Origin of the sequence: Chachezhania antarctica, assembly GCF_003646465.1 — a bacterium.
Classification (GTDB): Bacteria; Pseudomonadota; Alphaproteobacteria; order Rhodobacterales; family Rhodobacteraceae; genus Chachezhania; species Chachezhania antarctica.
In genome coordinates, this window is the sequence record NZ_QZEX01000007.1 from 104,334 (window position 1) to 122,919 (window position 18,586).

An 18,586-nucleotide genomic window follows, 5' to 3' on the forward strand; every position below is an offset into this window, starting at 1 on the left:
TCTCAAACCGGAGGACCACCATGAAAACCGTACTTGCCTTTCTTGCACTTCTGCTGCCCGCCATGCCCGTTGCGGCACAGGGGATCGACGTCACCTTTTCCGAAGCGCCCACAGCCAATTGCGTGGCCGCGGCCGGCACGGCGGAGGCCAAACTCGCCTGCGCGGGCACCTCGGCGCAGGCTTGCATGGACACGCCGTCGGGCGGGACCACGCCCGGGATCGGCGCGTGTCTGGATCGCGAGCGCGCGTGGTGGGATGCGCAGCTGAACGCCAATTACAAGACCGCCATGGCCCAGGCCAAGGCCACGGATGCCGACATGAAAGCCATGGGCGGGCGCGACTTCAAGGTCGCGGAAAACCTGCGCCAGATGCAGCGCCAGTGGATCGCCTTCCGCGATGCCAAGTGCGACTACGTGATGGCGCAGTGGACCGATGGGTCCGGCGCCGGTCCGGCATGGGTCGGCTGCATGATGCAGACGACCGCCGAACAGGCGGTCTTCCTGATACCGGAACAGAACTGACGAATGCCGGGCTGGCCGCATATCACGCCTCAGGGCACGTGGGCGCTTCCGGCCCGGCTGAACATGGCCGCGCAGGCGCTGGATGGTCCGGCGGACGGGCTGGCGATCGTCTACCTGACGGGCGATGACCGCCGCGACGTAACACGGGGCGCGCTGTCGGAGATGACCGATGCACTGGCCCGGCGGCTGTTGCGCCGCGTTGGTCCGGGTGATCGTGTCGGTGTTCTGCTGTCGCAATCGCCCCTATGTGCGGCGGCGCATCTGGCGATCTGGAAGATCGGCGCGATCTCGGTCCCGCTGTTCAAGCTGTTCCAGCATGACGCGCTGGCCAGCCGGATCGGCGACGCGGATCTGAGCTTCGTTTTGACCGACACCGAAGGCGCCGCGCAACTCGGCGATCTGGCCGAACCGCTGATCGCGTCCGAGATGGGGGAGGAGGGCGCGCCCGTGCCGTTCGCCGATACCGGCCCGGACGATCCGGCAGTGCTGATCTACACGTCCGGCACGACCGGGGCCCCAAAGGGCGCGCTGCACGGGCACCGGGTGCTGACGGGCCATATCCCCGGCGTGGCGCTGTCCCACGATCATCTGGGGCAGGCGGGCGACGTGCTGTGGACTCCGGCCGATTGGGCGTGGATCGGCGGCCTGTTCGACGTGCTGATGCCCGGGCTGGCCCTTGGCGTGCCGGTCGTGGCCGCCCGGATGGACAAGTTCACGCCGGACGGCGCGGCCGAAATCGTCGCGCGGGCCGGGGTGCGCAACGTCTTCTTCCCGCCCACCGCGCTTCGGATGCTGAAGGCGGCGGACCTTTCGATCCCGGGCCTGCGCTCGGTCGCGTCGGGCGGGGAGCCTCTGGGCGCCGAGATGCTGGACTGGGGCCGCACGGCCTTCGGGCTGGTGATCAACGAATTCTACGGCCAGACGGAATGCAACATGACCGTGTCGGGCTGCGCGGCGGATTACCCGGTGCGTCCCGGTGCCATCGGCAAGCCGGTCCCGGGACAGGACGTCGCCGTGATCGACGCAGAGGGTGCCGTGACGGACAGTGAGGGCGATATCGCCGTGCGCCGCGGTTCGGCCTCGATGATGCTGGAATACTGGCGGAAGCCCGGTGCCACCGCCGACAAGTTCCGCGGCGACTGGCTGGTGACGGGTGACCGCGGCGTGATGGAAAACGGCTATATCCGCTTCGTGGGGCGGGAGGATGACGTGATCACCTCGGCCGGCTATCGCATCGGCCCGGCCGAGATCGAGGATTGCCTGCTGACCCATCCGTCCATCGCGACGGTGGGCGTGGTGGGCAAGCCCGACGCGCTGCGGACGGAGATCGTGAAGGCCTATGTCGTCCTGAAACCGGGCGCGGCGGTCTCGGGTGTGGAGCTGTCCGAGTGGGTCAAGGCGCGGCTGGCCAGCTATGCCTACCCGCGCGAGGTGGCCTTTCTGGACACTCTGCCGATGACCGTCACGGGCAAGGTGATCCGCAAGGAATTGAAGGCGCGCGCGATGGAAGAAGGATCGACCTGAGCGCCGCGCTGCAGGAAAAGACCGTTCGGGCATGTGACCGGGACGGAACTGTCGAGGGGAAACCGAAATGAAAATCGCATCGAAGGCCCTGCCGTCGTCCGAGGCCTTCCAGGCCAACCGAAAGGCGCATCTTGAGGCCCTTGCGCAGATCTCCGAGGCGGCCGAGCTTGCCGCCGCGGGGGGCGGGGAGAAGGCACGCGAACGGCACGTGTCGCGGGGCAAGATGCTGCCGCGGGAACGGGTGGCGAACCTGCTGGATCCAGGTGCTCCGTTTCTGGAAGTCGGTGCGACGGCGGCCCATGGGCTGTACGGCGGCGCGGCGCCCTGTGCCGGTATGATTGCCGGTGTCGGCCGTGTCGAGGGGCGCGAGGTCATGGTCGTCTGCAACGATGCCACCGTGAAGGGCGGGACCTATTACCCGATGTCGGTGAAAAAGCACCTGCGCGCGCAGGAGATCGCCGAGGAATGCCGTCTGCCCTGCATCTACCTTGTCGACAGCGGCGGGGCGAACCTGCCGAACCAGGACGAGGTCTTCCCCGACCGGGACCATTTCGGACGGATCTTCTACAACCAGGCACAGATGAGCGCGAAGGGCATACCACAGATCGCAGTCGTGATGGGCTCGTGCACTGCCGGCGGGGCTTACGTGCCGGCGATGTCCGACGTGTCGATCATCGTGCGCGAGCAGGGGACGATCTTCCTGGCCGGCCCGCCGCTGGTCAAGGCCGCGACGGGCGAGGTCGTGACGGCCGAAGATCTGGGCGGCGGGGACGTGCATACGCGCCTGTCGGGCGTGGCCGATTACCTGGCGGAGGACGATTTCCACGCGCTGGCGCTGGCCCGCCGCGCGGTGCGGAACCTGAACGGTGGCGGCATCGCGAACCCCGCGATCCGGATGCAGACGCCGGAAGAACCGGCCTACGACCCCGACGAGATCCTGGGTGTCGTCCCCGGCGATCTGCGCACGCCCTACGACATCCGCGAAGTGATCGCGCGGCTGGTGGACGGGTCCTATTTCGACGAGTTCAAGCCGCGCTTCGGGGAAACTCTGGTCTGCGGCTTTGCCCATGTGAAGGGCGTGCCCGTGGGGATCGTGGCAAATAACGGCGTGCTGTTTTCGGAAAGCGCACAGAAGGGGGCGCATTTCGTCGAACTGTGCTCGCAACGGAACATCCCGCTGGTGTTCCTGCAGAACATAACCGGCTTCATGGTGGGCCGGAAATACGAGAACGAAGGCATCGCCCGGAACGGCGCCAAGATGGTGACCGCGGTCGCGACGACATCGGTGCCCAAGGTGACGATGCTTGTCGGTGGGTCCTTCGGGGCCGGGAACTACGGCATGGCCGGGCGGGCCTATCAGCCGCGGTTCCTGTGGAGCTGGCCCAATTCCCGCATCTCGGTCATGGGCGGTGCGCAGGCGGCGGGCGTTCTGGCGACCGTCAAGCGCGATGCGATCGAGCGGGGCGGCGGCAGCTGGTCGGCCGAGGACGAGGCCGAATTCAAGCGCCCGACCATCGAGATGTTCGAGGAACAGTCGCATCCTTTGTACGCTTCGGCGCGGCTTTGGGACGACGGGGTGATCGATCCGCGGAAAAGCCGCGACGTGCTGGCGCTGTCGCTGTCGGCGGCGCTGAACGCGCCGATAGAGGAGACGCGGTTCGGCGTCTTCCGGATGTGATCGTGTTGTCGTCGGACGCCCGCGCGGGCAGACGGCCCACCCACCCGCCCCCGTCTGCCCGCGCGGGCGGGCCTTTGGGGGCTGACCGGTCTTTCGTGTCGGGGAAGGGTGCCTCCGGCGGGAGTATTTTTGAAAAGGAGAAAACCGGGTGGGGCCTGTGAGCGGCGCGGCGCAGGTATTGGCGCGCTATCCCGGGGCGGAGACGTTCACGTTCGGGGACAGCAGGGCGCTGTGCGACGAGGTACTGGCGCTGGTGCGGGCCGGACGGAAGACGGTGACCTGCGGCGTGCTGGCCGCCGTCGAGGCCAGTGGCGAGGCGTTGCCCGAGGCGGGGCGCGTGGATATCGCGCTGGACTGGGACGGGGCGCCGGCGCTGGCGGTTGAGACGCTCGAGGTGCAGCTGGTGCCCTTCGATGCGGTGACCGAGGACATGGTGCCCGATCAGGGCGAATTCCGGGACCTGGCGCACTGGCGCGCGGGCTACCGGGCGTACCTGGAACGCGCGGGCCATTTCGCACCGGACGCGATGATGATCATCGAACGGTTCCGGGTGGTGGAAGATTTTCAGCCTGTTTCGAACGGGCGCGGAGGACGAGACGATGTTTGACACGATCCTGATTGCCAACCGGGGCGAGATCGCCTGCCGGGTGATCGAAACCGCGCGGGTGCTGGGCGTGACCACGGTGGCCGTCTATTCCGACGCCGATGCCGCGGCGCGCCATGTGGCCCTGGCGGACCGCGCGGTGCATATCGGCGGGCCGGCGCCGAAGGACAGCTACCTGCGCGGCGATGCGATCATCGCGGCGGCCAGGGCTTCGGGCGCGCAGGGCATCCATCCGGGCTATGGGTTCTTGTCGGAGAACCCGGTTTTCGTGGAGGCGGTGGAAGCGGCCGGGCTGACCTTCATCGGGCCCTCTGCCAAGGCGATCCGGGCCATGGGGCTGAAGGATGCCGCGAAGGCCTTGATGGAGGAGGCCGGCGTGCCAGTGGTGCCGGGCTATCACGGGGCCGATCAGGATCCCGAACTCCTGGCGCGGGAGGCCGAGGCCATCGGCTATCCCGTCCTGATCAAGGCCGTGGCCGGCGGCGGCGGCAAGGGGATGCGGCTGGTCGAGGCGCCGGGCGGCTTTGCCGAGGCGCTGGAGAGCGCGCAGGGCGAGGCGCAGACCTCGTTCGGGAACCCGGCCGTGCTGATCGAGAAATACGTCCAGAAGCCGCGGCATATCGAGGTGCAGGTCTTTGGCGACGGAACGCATGCGGTGCACCTGTTCGAACGCGATTGCTCGCTGCAACGGCGCCACCAGAAGGTGATCGAGGAGGCGCCCGCGCCCGGCATGACCGAAGAGATGCGCACCGCGATGGGGGATGCCGCCGTGCGCGCGGCCGAGGCGATCGGGTATTCCGGTGCCGGGACGGTGGAGTTTATCGTCGACGGGTCGGACGGGCTGCGCCCCGACCGGTTCTGGTTCATGGAGATGAACACGCGTCTGCAGGTCGAACATCCCGTGACCGAGGAGATCACCGGCGTCGACCTTGTGGAATGGCAGCTGCGGGTGGCCAGCGGGGAGGCCTTGCCCGCCCGGCAGGAGGATCTGACCATCACCGGCCATTCGGTCGAGGCGCGGATCTATGCCGAGGACGTGCCGGCCGGGTTCCTGCCGTCGACGGGGACGATTTCGCACCTGAAATTCGCCGATGGGGCCCGGGTCGATACCGGTGTGCGCGCCGGGGACACGATCAGCCCGTGGTACGATCCGATGATCGCGAAACTGACGATTCACGGGCCCACCCGCGGCGCGGCGCTGCGGTCGATGGAGCGCGCACTCGGATGGACAGAGATCGCGGGGACGGTGACGAACGTGTCTTTCCTGAAGGCTCTGGTGGCCGAGCCGGGATTCGTGGCGGGCGACGTGGATACCGGACTGGTCGGGCGGGAGCTGGACACGCTGGCGCCGGCGCCGGTGGCCTGTCCCAAGGCGCGCTCGATTGCGGCTTTGGCGGCGCTGGGGCTCTGGGACGGCGCGGCGGGCGTGACGGACGCGGGCTTCACGCTCTGGGCGCCGCTGCTGCGCTCGGTCTTGCTGGAACATCGTGGGGAGGAGTTCGCGGTGAAGGTCGCGGCCGCGGGGGCCGAGCGGTTCGAGGTGGATCTGGGCGAGGTGCAGACTGTCGTGACCTGCCATGACGGGCTATGGTGGGTGGACGACACCAAGGTGCTGGCCCGGACGGTGCGCGACGGAGACGATCTGACGGTCTTCTGGGGCAACGGGTATCCCTTCCGGGTGATCGACCCGCTGGCGCGCGCGGAAGGGGCTGGCGCGTCGAGCGACGTGATCGAGGCGCCGATGCCGGGTCTGGTGAAGGCGCTCTATGCCGAGGCCGGGCAGGCGGTGAAGGCGGGCGACCGGCTGGCGGTGCTGGAAGCGATGAAGATGGAGCACGGGCTTCTGGCGGCGCGGGACGGCGTCGTGGCCGAGGTGCTTTGCAAAGCGGGTGACCAGGTGGAGGCCGGCGCGCCGCTGGTGCGGCTTGAGGAAGATCCGGACTGAGATCCGGACGGTCTGCGCATGGATTGGCGGGGTGGCGTCTGGCCCGTACATGCCGGGGGACAGCTCGGGTTCACCACAGAGATGGGCCCGCCATCGCTGCAGATCCACCGCCGCCTGTTTGGGGCCTGAGCGCTCACGAACTTCCCGTCAAGGGCAAGCCGCGCTGGCGCGCGGGCCTTCGGCCCCTTGACGGGAAGGCCGCGACCGCTCTTTTCGGCCCCAGGCGACGGTGGCTCCGCAGAGATGGCTCGAGGCAGTCTTTGGGCGCGGGTCTTCTTTGGTCTTCAAATACCTCGGGGGAGTCCGCTCCGCAGGAGCGGGCGGGGGCAGAGCTCCCATACCGGCTTCGGAAATCGCGCGGGGTGAGCGGGCCGAGTGCGCGTCAGCCGCGACGGCGGCGTCTGCGGCCGCCGCTTTCACTGCCATAGGTGTTGAACGACACATCCGGCAGGGTGACGATCCGGCTGAGTTCCGGGAACGGATCTGTCTTGTGCGGGATCGCGTTGGCGGCAACGAAATGTTCCTGGAACTTCGGCTCGATCGCGGTTTCGACCTTGGTGATCTCGCGGACCGTGCGTTCGATCTCGGCCCGGGCGTCGATGTTGCAGAGCGCGATGCGCGCGCCCGTGCCGGCGGCGTTCCCGGCGGATGTGACCTTGTCCAGCGGCACGTCCGGGATCATGCCCAGCACCATCGCGTGCTTGGGGGAGATATGGGCGCCGAAGGCCCCGGCCAGCACCACGCGGTCGACCTTGTCGACCGAGCGTTCGTCCATCAGGAGGCGCGCGCCGGCGTAGAGCGCCGATTTCGCCAACTGGATCGCGCGGATGTCGCCCTGAGTGACGGCGATCAGCGGCCCGCCGGCCTCGGTTCCGTCCCAGATCACGTAGGACTGGGTCCGGCCGTCGGGGATACAGCGCGCCGTGCCGCATTGTTCGGCGGATCCGATCAGGCCCGACGGGTCCAATAGGCCCGCCATGCGCATTTCGGCCACCGCCTCGATGATGCCCGATCCGCAGATGCCGGTGATGGCCGTGGGACCCGCGGCCTCGGTGAAGCCGTCCTCGTCCGACCATTGCTCCACGCCGATGATGCGGAAGCGGGGTTCCTTCGTAACCGGGTCGATCTCGATCCGTTCGATGGCGCCGGGGGCCGCGCGCTGGCCGGAGCTGATCTGCGCGCCCTCAAACGCCGGGCCCGTGGGGGAGGAGCAGGCCAGCACGCGGGAGGTATCGCCCAACAGGATCTCGGCATTGGTGCCGACATCGACGACAAGCACCAGATCCTCGGACTTGCCGGGTTGTTCCGAAAGCGCCACGGCGGCGGCATCCGCGCCCACGTGGCCGGCGATGCAGGGCAGGACGTAGATCCGGGCGCGGGGGGTCAGGCCCGTCAGCTCCAGATCTCCGGCGCCGAGGCCCATGGAATTCGAGGTCACCAGTGCGAAGGGCGCCTGGCCCAGTTCGACCGGATCGAAGCCCAGCAGCAGGTGGTGCATCACGGGGTTACAGACGAAGACGGCCTCGACGATGCGGTCGGCCTCGATTTCAGCCTCTTGCGCCAGATCGGCGATCAGGCCGCTGATGGCCTCGCGCACGGCGGCTGTCATTTCCTTGTCGCCGCCGGGGTTCATCATCGCGTAGGACACACGGCTCATCAGGTCTTCGCCGAAGCGGATCTGGGGGTTCATCGCCCCGGCCGAGGCCGCGACCGCGCCCGTCACCAGATCGGTCAGGTGTGCCGCGATGGTGGTCGAGCCGAGGTCGATCGCCAGCCCGTAAAGCGGACCCTCCTGCAGACCCGGCCACACCTCGACGATGCGCGGTGGGGCACCGGTGTGGTCCTTGTGAAGCGCCACCGTCACCTGCCAATTGCCCTTGCGCAGAACGGGTTGCAGGCGGGCCAGCAGTGTGGGATCGGCGGTTACGCCCTCGATATCCCATTGTGCCTTCAGCGCCCGGGCAAGCCGTTCGAAATCGCCCGTGGGTTCGTGCATGTCGGGTTCCTGCACCTCGACGAAGACCAGCCGCGTGGCGGGGTTCATCGTGATGTCCCGCATCGCGGCTTCCTTGCGCACGACCTGCTTGTGCACCTGGCTTTCGCGCGGCACGTCTATGACCATGTCGCCCTGGATCTGCGCCTGACAGCCCAGCCGCCGGCCCTTGGCCAGGCCGCGGATGCGGTCGTACCGCGCCTCGACCTCGTTCCATGCACTCAGCGCGTCGTCATCCACGTGCACGCCATGCTTGGCGAATTCGCCGTAGGCGGGCGACACTTGGCATTTCGAACAGATGCCGCGCCCGCCGCAGACCGAATCCAGGTCGACCCCCAGCCTCCGTGCAGCCGCCAGCACCGTGGTGCCCGGCGCCACGCGGCCGCGTTTGCCCGAAGGCGTGAAGACGACGAGCGGATCCTGGGGTTCGGACATGGGACGACCTGTCAGTGAGTGTTCCCGGCACCATAGGTGTTTCGGGCGCAGAGGGAAGGTAGGGCAGTTTGGAAGGCAATCATGAACAAAGCTCTGCCACACTCATGCCCAGCCGCGACATTCCCCAAGCGATTGGCGTCAATGGGCTGGACCCATAACTGCCGTGCCTAGTAGCCCCGCCAGATCCAGCCGCCGCCGAAGATGCGGCTGCCTTCGGTCTCGTAGAACACGCAGGCCTGGCCGGGGGACACGCCTTCCTCGGCATCGAACAGGACCACTTCGGCCTCGGTGTCCGAAATCGGGCGCAAAACGGCTTCGCGCGGGGGGCGGGTGGAGCGGACCTTGACCGAGATGTTCCATTCCGCTCGGGACATCATCGGTTCGTCGCCCAGCCAGTTGATCTCGCGCACCGGGACGGTGCGGGTCGACAGCATCTCCTTCGGGCCCACGACGACACGGCGCGCATCCGGGTCCAGCCGCACGACATACAGGGGATCGGCCAGCCCGCCGATGCCAAGGCCGCGCCGCTGTCCGATGGTGTAGTGGATCACGCCCTTGTGGGTGCCCAGCACGTTTCCATTGGTATCGACGATCTCGCCCGGTTCGCCCGCGCCGGGGCGCAGCTTTTCGATCACGGCGGCATAGTCGCCGTTCGGGACAAAGCAGATGTCCTGGCTGTCGGGCTTGTCGGCCACGGCAAGCCCGTAGCGCGACGCGAGATCCCGCGTCGCGTCCTTCGACGGCAGATGGCCCAGCGGAAAGCGCAGGTAGTCCAGCTGCTCGGGCGTGGTCGAGAACAGGAAGTACGATTGGTCGCGCCGCGCATCGGCCGCGCTGTGAAGCTCCGGACCTTGCGCGCCCATCTTGCGCTGGATGTAATGGCCCGTGGCCATACAATCGGCATCGAGGTCCTTGGCCGTTTCCAGCAGGTCCTTGAACTTCACTCTTTCGTTACAACGGATGCAGGGCACGGGCGTGGCGCCCGCCAGGTAGCTGTCGGCGAATTCGTCGATCACCGCGTCGCGGAACGTGTTTTCGTAATCCAGCACGTAATGCGGAAAGCCGCGTTCCTCGGCCACGCGGCGGGCATCGTGGATGTCGAGGCCCGCGCAGCACGCCCCCTTCTTCGCCAGCGCCGCGCCATGGTCATAGAGCTGCAGCGTAACGCCCACGACGTCGTAACCTTCTTCATGCAGCTGGGCGGCCACGACCGAACTGTCCACGCCGCCGGACATCGCCACGACAACGCGCGTTTCGGCCGGGGGCTTGGCAAACCCCAGCGAATTCAGCTTCGGATGCGAATCGAGCGCCATGACAGGTCCTGCAGTGTCGAGAGATGAAGGGGGAATATAGGAAAATTCGAATTACTCACAAGGGCGGCTTTAGCACGGTTTTAAGGGGTCAGGGCGGATTCTGGGTCAAATATGGCGTAAGTGGATGAAGTCCAAGATGTATCTCAGGAAAGTCGAAGGCGCGCGTGCGGTCACGTTACCCGATGGCACCGTACTGTCCCGCGCGGATCTGCCGCCGGCTGGCACGGTACGCTGGGTGGCCTCGCGCAAGCTCGCCGTGGTGCGGGGCGTGCTCTACGGTCTGCTGTCGAAGGAAGAAGCGCTGGACCTCTACCAGCTGAGCGAGGAGGAATTCCAGGGCTGGGTCTCTGCTATGGCCGAACACGGGCGGGAGGCGTTGAAAGCTACGACCCTGAAAAAGTATCGACAACCAAAAGGTGAGTGAATAGGTTTACGCTTAGTAACGTCAGGTTAACTTTTGTTCTCCATGGTTAAGGCCAGCACGATAACTAGGCGGAGCTTGAAGCTATGCGGGTACTTCTGGTCGAGGATGATCCGACGACATCGAAAAGCATCGAACTGATGCTGACGCACGCCAATCTCAACGTCTACGCGACGGATATGGGCGAAGAAGGCGTCGATCTTGCCAAGCTCTATGACTACGATCTGATCATACTCGATCTCGATCTGCCGGACATGCACGGGCACGAGGTTCTGCGCCAACTGCGCACGGCGCGCATCGAAACGCCGATCCTGATCCTGTCGGGCGCCGACGATACCGAGAACAAGATCAAGGGCTTCGGCTTCGGCGCCGACGACTACCTGACAAAACCTTTCCACCGCGAAGAACTGGTGGCGCGGATCCACGCGATCATCCGGCGGTCCAAGGGCCATTCGGAATCGGTGATCCGGACGGGCAAGATCTCCGTCAATCTCGATGCCAAGACGGTGGAAGTGGACAGCCAGCCCGTTCATCTGACCGGCAAGGAATACCAGATGCTGGAGCTGTTGAGCCTGCGCAAGGGCACGACGCTGACCAAGGAAATGTTCCTGAACCACCTCTATGGCGGCATGGACGAACCGGAACTCAAGATCATCGACGTCTTCATCTGCAAGCTCCGCAAGAAGCTGTCAAACGCCACGGGCGGCGAAAACTATATCGAAACGGTCTGGGGCCGGGGCTATGTGCTGCGCGATCCGCACCATGTCGAACTGCCCAGCCCGCAGGTCGCCATCGGCGCCTGACCCTTCCACATGCAGTGCAAAGGCCTGCGGCAGGACTCCTGCGGCGGGCCTTTGCATGCGCGGCTGCGTCTGGACCTGAGGGCAGGGGCGTCCTATCACGTTCGGGCAGAGTCTGAAGGACCAATCCCCAAGTGACCGACCGGATCGACCCCGACGCCTTGACCGAAGATGAAGCCGCGCAGGAACTGGCGCGGCTCGCGGCGCTTCTGGACCGGGCCAACACGGCCTATCACACGGAAGACGCACCGGAAATCACCGATGCCGACTATGACGCGCTCAAGGCCCGCAATGCCGCGATCGAGGCACGGTTTCCGACCCTTAAACGCGATGACAGCCCGTCCGAACAGGTGGGTGCCCGCCCGGCGGACGGCTTCGCCAAGGTCGCCCATTCGGTACGGATGATGTCCCTGTCGAACGCCTTCGATGACGACGACATCACCGAATTCGACACCAGTCTCCGCCGGTACCTGGGTCTGGACGCCGACGCGACGCTGGCCTACACGGCCGAGCCCAAGATCGACGGCCTGTCCCTGTCGCTGCGCTATGAAGACGGCGTTCTGATCCAGGCTGCCACCCGGGGCGACGGCGCCGTGGGCGAAAACGTCACCGCCAACGCGCGCACCATCGACGACATCCCCGAAACGCTGGAAGGCGCCCCCGCCGTGCTGGAGGTCCGCGGCGAAGTCTACATGTCCCACGAGGATTTCGCCGATCTTAACAAACGGCAGGAGGAGGCCGGCGCCAAGACCTTCGCCAACCCGCGAAACGCCGCCGCCGGATCGCTCCGCCAGCTGGACTCGCAGATCACCAAGTCCCGGCCGCTGAAATTCTTCGCCTACAGCTGGGGAGAGCTCAGCGAACCGCTCTCCGACACCCAGAGTGGCGCCTTGCAGCGCCTGTCGGACCTCGGCTTCGTCACCAACCCGTTAACCAAACGCTGCGACGGCCCGGCCGAGATGCTGGCCCAGTATGCCGAGATCGAGGCCCAGCGTGCGACGCTCGACTATGATATCGACGGCGTCGTCTACAAGGTCGACGATCTGGGCCTGCAAGCGCGGCTTGGGTTCCGGTCGACCACGCCCCGCTGGGCCATCGCCCACAAGTTCCCGGCGGAACTGGCGTGGACGCGGCTGGAATCCATCGACATCCAGGTCGGCCGCACCGGCGCGCTCAGCCCCGTGGCCCGGCTCTTGCCCGTCACGGTCGGCGGTGTCGTCGTGTCGAACGCGACGCTGCACAACGAGGATTACATCCAGGGCCGCGATTCCAACGGCGAGCCGATCCGCGACGGCAAGGATATCCGCGTCGGCGACTGGGTGCAGGTCTACCGCGCCGGCGACGTGATCCCGAAAGTGGCCGATGTCGACCTGACCCAACGTCCCGAAGGGTCCGAACCCTACACCTTCCCCGAAACCTGCCCGGAATGCGGCAGCGAAGCGGTACGCGAACCCGGAGATGCCATCCGCCGCTGCACGGGCGGGTTGATCTGCCCCGCGCAACAGGTTGAGAAACTGAAGCATTTCGTCTCCCGCGCGGCCTTCGACATCGAAGGGCTGGGCGCGAAACAGGTCGAACAGTTCTATACCGACGGCTGGATCGCCGAGCCCGCCGACATCTTCACGCTGGAAGACCGCTACGGATCGGGGATGCAGCAGCTGAAGAACCGCGAAGGCTGGGGCGAGAAATCGGCCACCAACCTCTTCGCCGCCATCAAGGACGCCGCCAACGTCCCCCTGGGCCGCCTGATCTTCGCGTTGGGGATCCGCCATGTCGGCGCACAATCCGCCAACCTGCTCGCCCGTCATTACGGCAGTTGGGAGGTCTTCTCGACCGCCATGTCCGACGCCGCGCCGCTGGAGGGCCCGGCCTGGGACGAACTTCTGGGCATCGATGGCGTGGGCGCCGTCATGGCCACGGCCCTTGTCACCGCCTTCAATCAGGAAGCCGAGCGCGCCTCCATCGACCGGCTGGCCGCTCACCTGACCGTTGAAGAGGCCGCGAAACCCGACACCTCGTCCAGCCCCGTCGCGGGCAAGACGGTCGTCTTCACCGGCACACTGGAAAAGATGACACGGGCAGAGGCCAAGGCCCGCGCCGAGGCACTCGGCGCCAAGGTTTCCGGCAGCGTCAGCGCCAAGACCGACCTGCTGATCGCGGGGCCCGGCGCGGGATCGAAGGCCAAGAAGGCCGCCGATCTGGGGGTGGAGACGGTGGACGAAGACGGCTGGCTGACCCTCATCGGTGACGCCTGAGGCATGGCAGGCCGTCCCGAACAATTGTTCCCGCTTTTCTCCAGCCTGGAAGCGCTGGAGGGGTTCGGCCCCAAGACGGCCAAGCTCTTGGAAGCCACGGGCGTCGAAACCCCCGGCGATCTGCTGCTGTCACTGCCCTATAACGTCATCGACCGCCGGAGGCGGGAGACGATCCAGGGCGTCGATCTGCCCGCCACGCTGACGGTCGAGGTCACGATCGGCCCCCACCGCGCGGCCAGCCGCAAGGGCGGCGCCTACCGGATCAATGTCGAGGACCGCGATTTCGCGTTCCAGCTGGTCTTCTTCCACGCCCGCGGCGAGTACCTGAAGAAGATCCTGCCGGAAGGCGCGCGCCGGGTCATGTCTGGCCGGGTCGAACTCTTCGACGGCATCGCCCAGATGGTCCACCCCGAACATATGCTGCCCGTGAAGGAGGCGGAGGATATCCCGCCGTTCGAACCTGTCTACCGCCTGATCCAGGGCGTGACCCAGAAGGCGATGTTCAAGGCGACGCGGTCCGCGCTGGCCCGGGTGCCGGACCTCGCGGAATGGATCGATCCCGGCGTCCTCAAACGCGAAGGCTGGCCCGACCGCAAGGCGGCGCTGGAACAGGCCCACGCCCCCGAAGGCCCACAGGATCTGGCGGCCGAGGCGCCCGCCCGCGCGCGCCTGGCCTATGACGAGTTGCTGGCCCACCAGCTGACCCTCGCGCTCGCCCGCCAGAACGCCCGCAAGAAGAAGGGGCTGGTGACGCGCGGCACCGGCGCATTGCAGGACAAGGTGCTGGCCTCGCTCCCCTACAGCCCCACGGCCGCGCAAACCCGCACGGTGGCCGAGGTCGCGGGCGACATGGCCGCGCCGGAACGGATGAACCGCCTGCTGCAGGGCGATGTCGGCGCGGGCAAGACGCTGGTCGCGTTCCTCGCGCTCCTGATCGCGGTCGAGGCCGGCGGGCAGGGCGTGCTGATGGCGCCCACCGAGATCCTCGCCCGCCAGCATATTGCCGGGCTCGCGGGCCTCGCCGCAACGGCCGGGGTCCGGATGGAGATCCTGACGGGTCGCGACAAGGGTACGCAGCGATCCGAGAAGCTGATGGCACTGGCAGACGGGCGGATCGATATCCTGGTCGGCACCCATGCCGTGTTCCAGCAGGACGTCGCCTTCAACGATCTGCGGCTGGCGGTGGTCGACGAACAGCACCGTTTCGGCGTCCGCCAGCGGATGGAACTGGCCGCCAAGGGCATCGCTGCCGATGTGCTGGTGATGACCGCCACGCCGATCCCGCGCTCCCTGTCGCTGGCGCAATACGGGGACATGGATGTCTCGGTGCTCGACGAAAAGCCACCCGGACGGAAGCCCATCACCACCGCCGTCGTCTCCACCGAACGGATCGGCGAGGTGGTGGCGCATCTTCAAAAGGCGATCGCCGAGGGGCGGCAATGCTACTGGGTCTGCCCGCTGGTCGAGGAATCCGAGGTCTCCGACCTGGTCGCCGCCGAAGACCGGTTCAAGTTCCTGCGCGCGGCTCTGGGCGAAGGTGTCGCGGGGCTCGTCCACGGCCAGATGGCGCCGGGGGACAAGGACGCCGCCATGGCCGACTTCCAGTCGGGCCGCACCCGCGTGCTGGTCGCGACGACCGTGATCGAGGTCGGCGTGGATGTCCCCAACGCCTCCATCATGGTGATCGAGCGCGCGGAAACCTTCGGGCTCGCCCAGCTCCACCAGCTGCGCGGGCGGGTGGGCCGGGGCGAGGCCGCCTCGACCTGCCTGCTGATGTACCAGGGGCCGCTGACGGAAACGGGTCGCAAGCGGCTCGACGTCATGCGCGAAACCGAAGACGGCTTCCGCATCGCCGAAACCGATCTTGAAATCCGCGGCGCGGGCGACCTGATCGGCACGGCGCAATCCGGCCTGCCGAAATTCCACGTGGCCGACCTGGAACGCCAGACCGGCCTGATGGCCACCGCCCACGACGACGCCCGCGCGCTTCTCGCCACCGATCCGGAGCTCAAGGGCGCACGCGGCCAAGCCGCCCGCACGCTCCTCTGGCTGCTGCGGCAGGACCGTGCGATCCGCCTGATCGGCGTTGGCTGACAGGTTCAGACACCGGCCGGGCCACGGGCCAATCCCCTGTTTCTTCTTTTCAAAAATACTCTGGGGGAGTCGCGCCGCACGGCGCGGCGGGGGCAAAGCCCCCATGCCCGACCCGTGAAATCTGCCTTCGTTCTCAGATGTTCTCATAAAGTTCTTTACACATGCCCTCCGATATGAGAACAAAGCGTTAACAGATGATGACCCACCGCTTGATGGAGGCCACGATGCTCAAGGAAATCCGCTTTGCTCTAACCCGGTCGCGCGCGACCGTTCTGCAGGACGCCGCGGGCGTCATGGCCATCGGCGTGATCCTCGTGGTGGCGCTGCATCTGCCCACGCTGATCTGAAAGATTTCCCGTTTCTGCCTGCGTTCTCGCGCCGGCGCCTTGCCCGCATCCTGTCCCAACCGATGCTTCAGGACCGCCTGATCCTGATCCGCCTGACCGGTCGCCTCAGCCTGTCACGCCAGCAAGGCCCCGTATCCCACGCGAGACACGCACAGCCTGCCGCCGCCATCCTGCCCGGGATGTGCGGCGGTTTTTTTGTCTGGAGTGCGGAGAAATCAGTCCGGGGCGCAGGCGCGGTTGCCGTCCGCGTCGGCCATCGCCTCTGCCGTCGCTTCCAGCGCCAGCAGGATCGAGGCATGGCGATTGCGGTATTCGCGCGCGGGCAACAGGACGCCCAGGCCATTGAACGGGGCTTCGGGCGCAGGGCCTTCGGATTTCAGCATGTCGCGCAGCTGGTCGCGGGCGGTCTCGATCTCGTCCCGCGTGCGCCCGACGGCGACGCTGCCCACCACGGATGCCGCCGCCTGTCCCAGCGCGCAGGCCTTCACGTCCTGCGCGTAATCGGCGATCCTGCCGTCTTCCAGCTTCAGATCCACCGTCACGGTCGATCCGCAGAGCGGCGAACGGCGCTTGACGCTGACATCCGGGTCCTCGAGCCGCCCCAGCCGCGGGATATCCGCCGCAAGCGCAAGGATGCGCGAGGAGTAGAGCTTGATCAGGTCGTTTTCGCCGGACATCTGGCTTTCCCTTGCAGTGCGTATCCTACATAAGGCGCGCATCGGCGGTTGCAAAAGGTTTTCACGGTCATGGCATTCGATCCCGCCACACTGAAGTTCAACGATCAGGGTCTTGTCCCGGCGATTGCCCAGGATCACGGCACGGGCGATGTGCTGATGATGGCGTGGATGAACGCCGAGAGCGTGGCGCAGACGCTGGCGACGGGCAACGTCACCTACTGGAGCCGCTCGCGTTCATCGTTCTGGGTGAAGGGCGAAAGCTCGGGCCATGTTCAGAAGCTGGTGGAGATTCGGGTGGATTGCGACCGGGATTGCTTGCTGCTGCTGGTCGATCAGGTCGGGCCGGCCTGCCACACGAACCGGCAGAGCTGTTTCTACACCGCGGTGCGGGACGGCGAAGAGGTCGAGATCATGGAGCCTGTGGACTGACGTCCGGCGCATGAATGGCCCTGCGGGCCATGCCTTCGGCGAGAGTATTTTCGGAAAGAAGAAGCAGGGGACGGTCTGTCATAGGCCGACCAGCTTGCGGATATCGGCCGGGCTCAGGCCGTCTTCGCGGTAGCGGGCGATGGCGCGGGCGTCGTCGCGTTTCGCCAGCCTTTTGCCGGCGTCGTCGCGGATCAGGCGGTGGTGGTGATAGGTCGGAGTCGGCAGACCCAGCAAGTGTTGCAGCAGGACGTGGATGCGCGTGGCGTCGAACAGGTCCTCTCCGCGGATCACGTGGGTGATGGCTTGCGCGGCGTCGTCGACCGTTACGGCGAGGTGGTAGGAGCCGGCCATCTGGCGGCGTTCCAGGATCACATCGCCGATGGTGGTTTGCAGATCGTCCGCGTTCAGCGCGTGGGTGCCGGCGAAGGCGGCGCCGGTTTCCGTGAATGTGAGCGCCGGCAGCGCTTCGGTGGCGCGGGCGATGTTCAGGCGGATGACATCTTCCGGTTGGCGGTCGGCCATGGGGCGATTGCGGCAGGTGCCGGGGTAGATGCGGCCGTCGGGGCCGAATTGCGGCACGCCTTCCTGCGGGGCGCCTGCGGCGGCGTCGATGTCGGCGCGGTTGCAGCGGCAGGGGTAGAGGAGTCCACGTGCTTCGAACTGCGCCAGCGCTTGCGCGTAGGCCGCGCCGCGATCCGATTGGCGCATGGCGGGCTCAGGCCAGGTGAGGCCCAGCCAGTGGAGGTCGTCCGCGATCTGCGCCTCCCAATGCGGGCGGGCGCGGGATTGGTCGAGGTCTTCGATCCGGAGGTGGAAGATACCCCCCGCCGCGTGCGCCATGTCATGGGCCAGGAGTGCCGAATAGGCGTGGCCCAGGTGCAGCGGCCCGGTGGGCGAGGGGGCGAAGCGGGTCGTGAAAGTCACATGCGTTCGAGCACGTAGACGCGGGATTTCAGGCCGCGCGCGGGCAGGTGATCGCCGTGGGCTTCGAACAGCAGCCCCGCATCGCCGGCGTCGAGCCGGGCTTTCACGCGCGCCTCGTAAGCGGGATCTTCCAGCGTGTGATCGTTGAAGGAGAAGACGAGGCGGCCGCCGGGGGCCAGAGCCTCCAGCAGCGCGTCGAAGACCGACAGGGGGGCCGCGCCCGCACCGATCACGCCCACGGCCGCGATGGCCGCGTAATCGCCGGGCTTGACGGGCAGGGGCGCGTCGGCCTCGATCCGGGTCAGGGTGCGATAGATGTCCTTGGCCTGCGCCTGGGCCAGCATCTCGTCCGACAGGTCCATGCCGTCGAGCGTGATGAAGCCCTGTTCGACGAAGGCCATGCCCGACAGGCCAGTGCCGCAGCCGAAATCTAGGATCGGCGCGCCGAGATCTGTCATGTGGGCGGCCAGCGCCTGCGCGCAGCGGACGGGTGTTGCGTAGCCGTTGCCGCCGACTTCGCTGTCATAGCCCGTGGCCCACTCGTCATAGAGCGTGCGGGTTTCTTCGGGCGTGCGGGCCTCGTAGACTTTTTCGAGATAGAGATCGGTCATTCGTGTCTGCCTTTC

16 protein-coding genes are annotated in these 18,586 nt (G+C 66.8%); 11 read left to right on the forward strand and 5 right to left on the reverse strand.

Annotated elements, in window-relative coordinates; genetic code table 11:
- Positions 1–20 precede the first annotated feature (20 nt).
- From D4754_RS14945 to D4754_RS14965, 5 genes are all read left to right on the forward strand, one after another.
- Positions 21–521 (forward strand): lysozyme inhibitor LprI family protein, encoded by a 501-nt coding sequence (locus D4754_RS14945; protein ID WP_121064984.1) that lies wholly within the window; start codon positions 21–23, stop codon positions 519–521.
- A 3-nt stretch (positions 522–524) separates the two neighbouring features.
- On the forward strand, positions 525–2,045 hold the full coding sequence (locus tag D4754_RS14950) for an AMP-binding protein (RefSeq protein ID WP_121064986.1): 1,521 nt from the start codon (positions 525–527) through the stop codon (positions 2,043–2,045).
- 67 nt (positions 2,046–2,112) lie between these two features.
- Entirely contained in the window at positions 2,113–3,723 is a 1,611-nt protein-coding gene (locus tag D4754_RS14955; RefSeq protein ID WP_121064988.1) for a carboxyl transferase domain-containing protein, read from the forward strand.
- Between the two features lie 148 nt (positions 3,724–3,871).
- Entirely contained in the window at positions 3,872–4,330 is a 459-nt protein-coding gene (locus D4754_RS14960) for an ASCH domain-containing protein (protein ID WP_338031152.1), read from the forward strand.
- Entirely contained in the window at positions 4,323–6,272 is a 1,950-nt protein-coding gene (locus D4754_RS14965) for an acetyl-CoA carboxylase biotin carboxylase subunit (RefSeq protein ID WP_121064992.1), read from the forward strand. Before D4754_RS14960 ends, D4754_RS14965 begins: the two co-directional genes overlap by 8 nt.
- 382 nt (positions 6,273–6,654) lie before the next feature.
- On the opposite strand, the gene D4754_RS14970 is transcribed toward D4754_RS14965, so the two are convergent.
- Positions 6,655–8,700 (reverse strand): ASKHA domain-containing protein, encoded by a 2,046-nt coding sequence (locus tag D4754_RS14970; RefSeq protein ID WP_121064994.1) that lies wholly within the window; start codon positions 8,698–8,700, stop codon positions 6,655–6,657.
- Between the two features lie 167 nt (positions 8,701–8,867).
- Positions 8,868–10,013: a tRNA 2-thiouridine(34) synthase MnmA gene (mnmA, locus tag D4754_RS14975; protein ID WP_121064996.1), complete on the reverse strand. Its 1,146-nt coding sequence runs from the start codon at positions 10,011–10,013 to the stop codon at positions 8,868–8,870.
- A gap of 136 nt (positions 10,014–10,149) precedes the next feature.
- Between mnmA and sciP the strand changes: the two genes are divergently transcribed.
- From sciP to D4754_RS24040, 5 genes are all read left to right on the forward strand, one after another.
- Positions 10,150–10,437: a CtrA inhibitor SciP gene (sciP, locus tag D4754_RS14980; RefSeq protein WP_121065337.1), complete on the forward strand. Its 288-nt coding sequence runs from the start codon at positions 10,150–10,152 to the stop codon at positions 10,435–10,437.
- Positions 10,438–10,520: 83 nt separating this feature from the next.
- Positions 10,521–11,237, forward strand: a complete 717-nt coding sequence (ctrA, locus tag D4754_RS14985) for a response regulator transcription factor CtrA (RefSeq protein WP_121064998.1) — start codon at positions 10,521–10,523, stop codon at positions 11,235–11,237.
- Between the two features lie 131 nt (positions 11,238–11,368).
- A complete protein-coding gene (gene ligA / locus D4754_RS14990) occupies positions 11,369–13,489 on the forward strand; it encodes an NAD-dependent DNA ligase LigA (protein WP_121065000.1) in 2,121 nt (706 codons plus the stop codon).
- A 3-nt stretch (positions 13,490–13,492) separates the two neighbouring features.
- Positions 13,493–15,583: an ATP-dependent DNA helicase RecG gene (recG, locus tag D4754_RS14995; protein ID WP_121065002.1), complete on the forward strand. Its 2,091-nt coding sequence runs from the start codon at positions 13,493–13,495 to the stop codon at positions 15,581–15,583.
- Between the two features lie 197 nt (positions 15,584–15,780).
- Positions 15,781–15,930, forward strand: a complete 150-nt coding sequence (locus tag D4754_RS24040) for a hypothetical protein (protein WP_163025922.1) — start codon at positions 15,781–15,783, stop codon at positions 15,928–15,930.
- A 215-nt stretch (positions 15,931–16,145) separates the two neighbouring features.
- Here D4754_RS24040 and D4754_RS15000 read toward each other — a convergent pair whose 3' ends face one another.
- On the reverse strand, positions 16,146–16,607 hold the full coding sequence (locus D4754_RS15000) for an iron-sulfur cluster assembly scaffold protein (protein WP_121065004.1): 462 nt from the start codon (positions 16,605–16,607) through the stop codon (positions 16,146–16,148).
- 69 nt (positions 16,608–16,676) lie between these two features.
- Between D4754_RS15000 and hisI the strand changes: the two genes are divergently transcribed.
- Positions 16,677–17,036 carry a phosphoribosyl-AMP cyclohydrolase gene (gene hisI / locus D4754_RS15005; protein ID WP_121065006.1) on the forward strand — a complete coding sequence of 120 codons (360 nt, stop codon included), beginning with the start codon at positions 16,677–16,679 and terminating at the stop codon, positions 17,034–17,036.
- 78 nt (positions 17,037–17,114) lie between these two features.
- Here hisI and gluQRS read toward each other — a convergent pair whose 3' ends face one another.
- Together gluQRS and D4754_RS15015 are read right to left on the reverse strand one after the other, a co-directional pair.
- Complete coding sequence (gene gluQRS / locus D4754_RS15010) at positions 17,115–17,960, reverse strand: tRNA glutamyl-Q(34) synthetase GluQRS (RefSeq protein WP_121065008.1); 846 nt, start codon at positions 17,958–17,960, stop codon at positions 17,115–17,117.
- A complete protein-coding gene (locus tag D4754_RS15015; protein WP_121065010.1) occupies positions 17,957–18,571 on the reverse strand; it encodes a class I SAM-dependent DNA methyltransferase in 615 nt (204 codons plus the stop codon). The genes gluQRS and D4754_RS15015 overlap by 4 nt, the downstream gene beginning before the upstream one ends.
- Between the last annotated feature and the right edge of the window lie 15 nt (positions 18,572–18,586).

Bases quoted from the DNA above. Each gene is read 5' to 3' on its own strand.
- D4754_RS14945 (WP_121064984.1), top strand. From the start codon at position 21: ATGAAAACCGTACTTGCCTTTCTTGCACTTCTGCTGCCCGCCATGCCC.
- D4754_RS14950 (WP_121064986.1), top strand. From the start codon at position 525: ATGCCGGGCTGGCCGCATATCACGCCTCAGGGCACGTGGGCGCTTCCG.
- D4754_RS14955 (WP_121064988.1), top strand. From the start codon at position 2,113: ATGAAAATCGCATCGAAGGCCCTGCCGTCGTCCGAGGCCTTCCAGGCC.
- D4754_RS14965 (WP_121064992.1), top strand. From the start codon at position 4,323: ATGTTTGACACGATCCTGATTGCCAACCGGGGCGAGATCGCCTGCCGG.
- D4754_RS14970 (WP_121064994.1), bottom strand. From the start codon at position 8,700: ATGTCCGAACCCCAGGATCCGCTCGTCGTCTTCACGCCTTCGGGCAAA.
- mnmA (WP_121064996.1), bottom strand. From the start codon at position 10,013: ATGGCGCTCGATTCGCATCCGAAGCTGAATTCGCTGGGGTTTGCCAAG.
- sciP (WP_121065337.1), top strand. From the start codon at position 10,150: ATGTATCTCAGGAAAGTCGAAGGCGCGCGTGCGGTCACGTTACCCGAT.
- ctrA (WP_121064998.1), top strand. From the start codon at position 10,521: ATGCGGGTACTTCTGGTCGAGGATGATCCGACGACATCGAAAAGCATC.
- recG (WP_121065002.1), top strand. From the start codon at position 13,493: ATGGCAGGCCGTCCCGAACAATTGTTCCCGCTTTTCTCCAGCCTGGAA.
- D4754_RS24040 (WP_163025922.1), top strand. From the start codon at position 15,781: ATGACCCACCGCTTGATGGAGGCCACGATGCTCAAGGAAATCCGCTTT.
- D4754_RS15000 (WP_121065004.1), bottom strand. From the start codon at position 16,607: ATGTCCGGCGAAAACGACCTGATCAAGCTCTACTCCTCGCGCATCCTT.
- hisI (WP_121065006.1), top strand. From the start codon at position 16,677: ATGGCATTCGATCCCGCCACACTGAAGTTCAACGATCAGGGTCTTGTC.
- D4754_RS15015 (WP_121065010.1), bottom strand. From the start codon at position 18,571: ATGACCGATCTCTATCTCGAAAAAGTCTACGAGGCCCGCACGCCCGAA.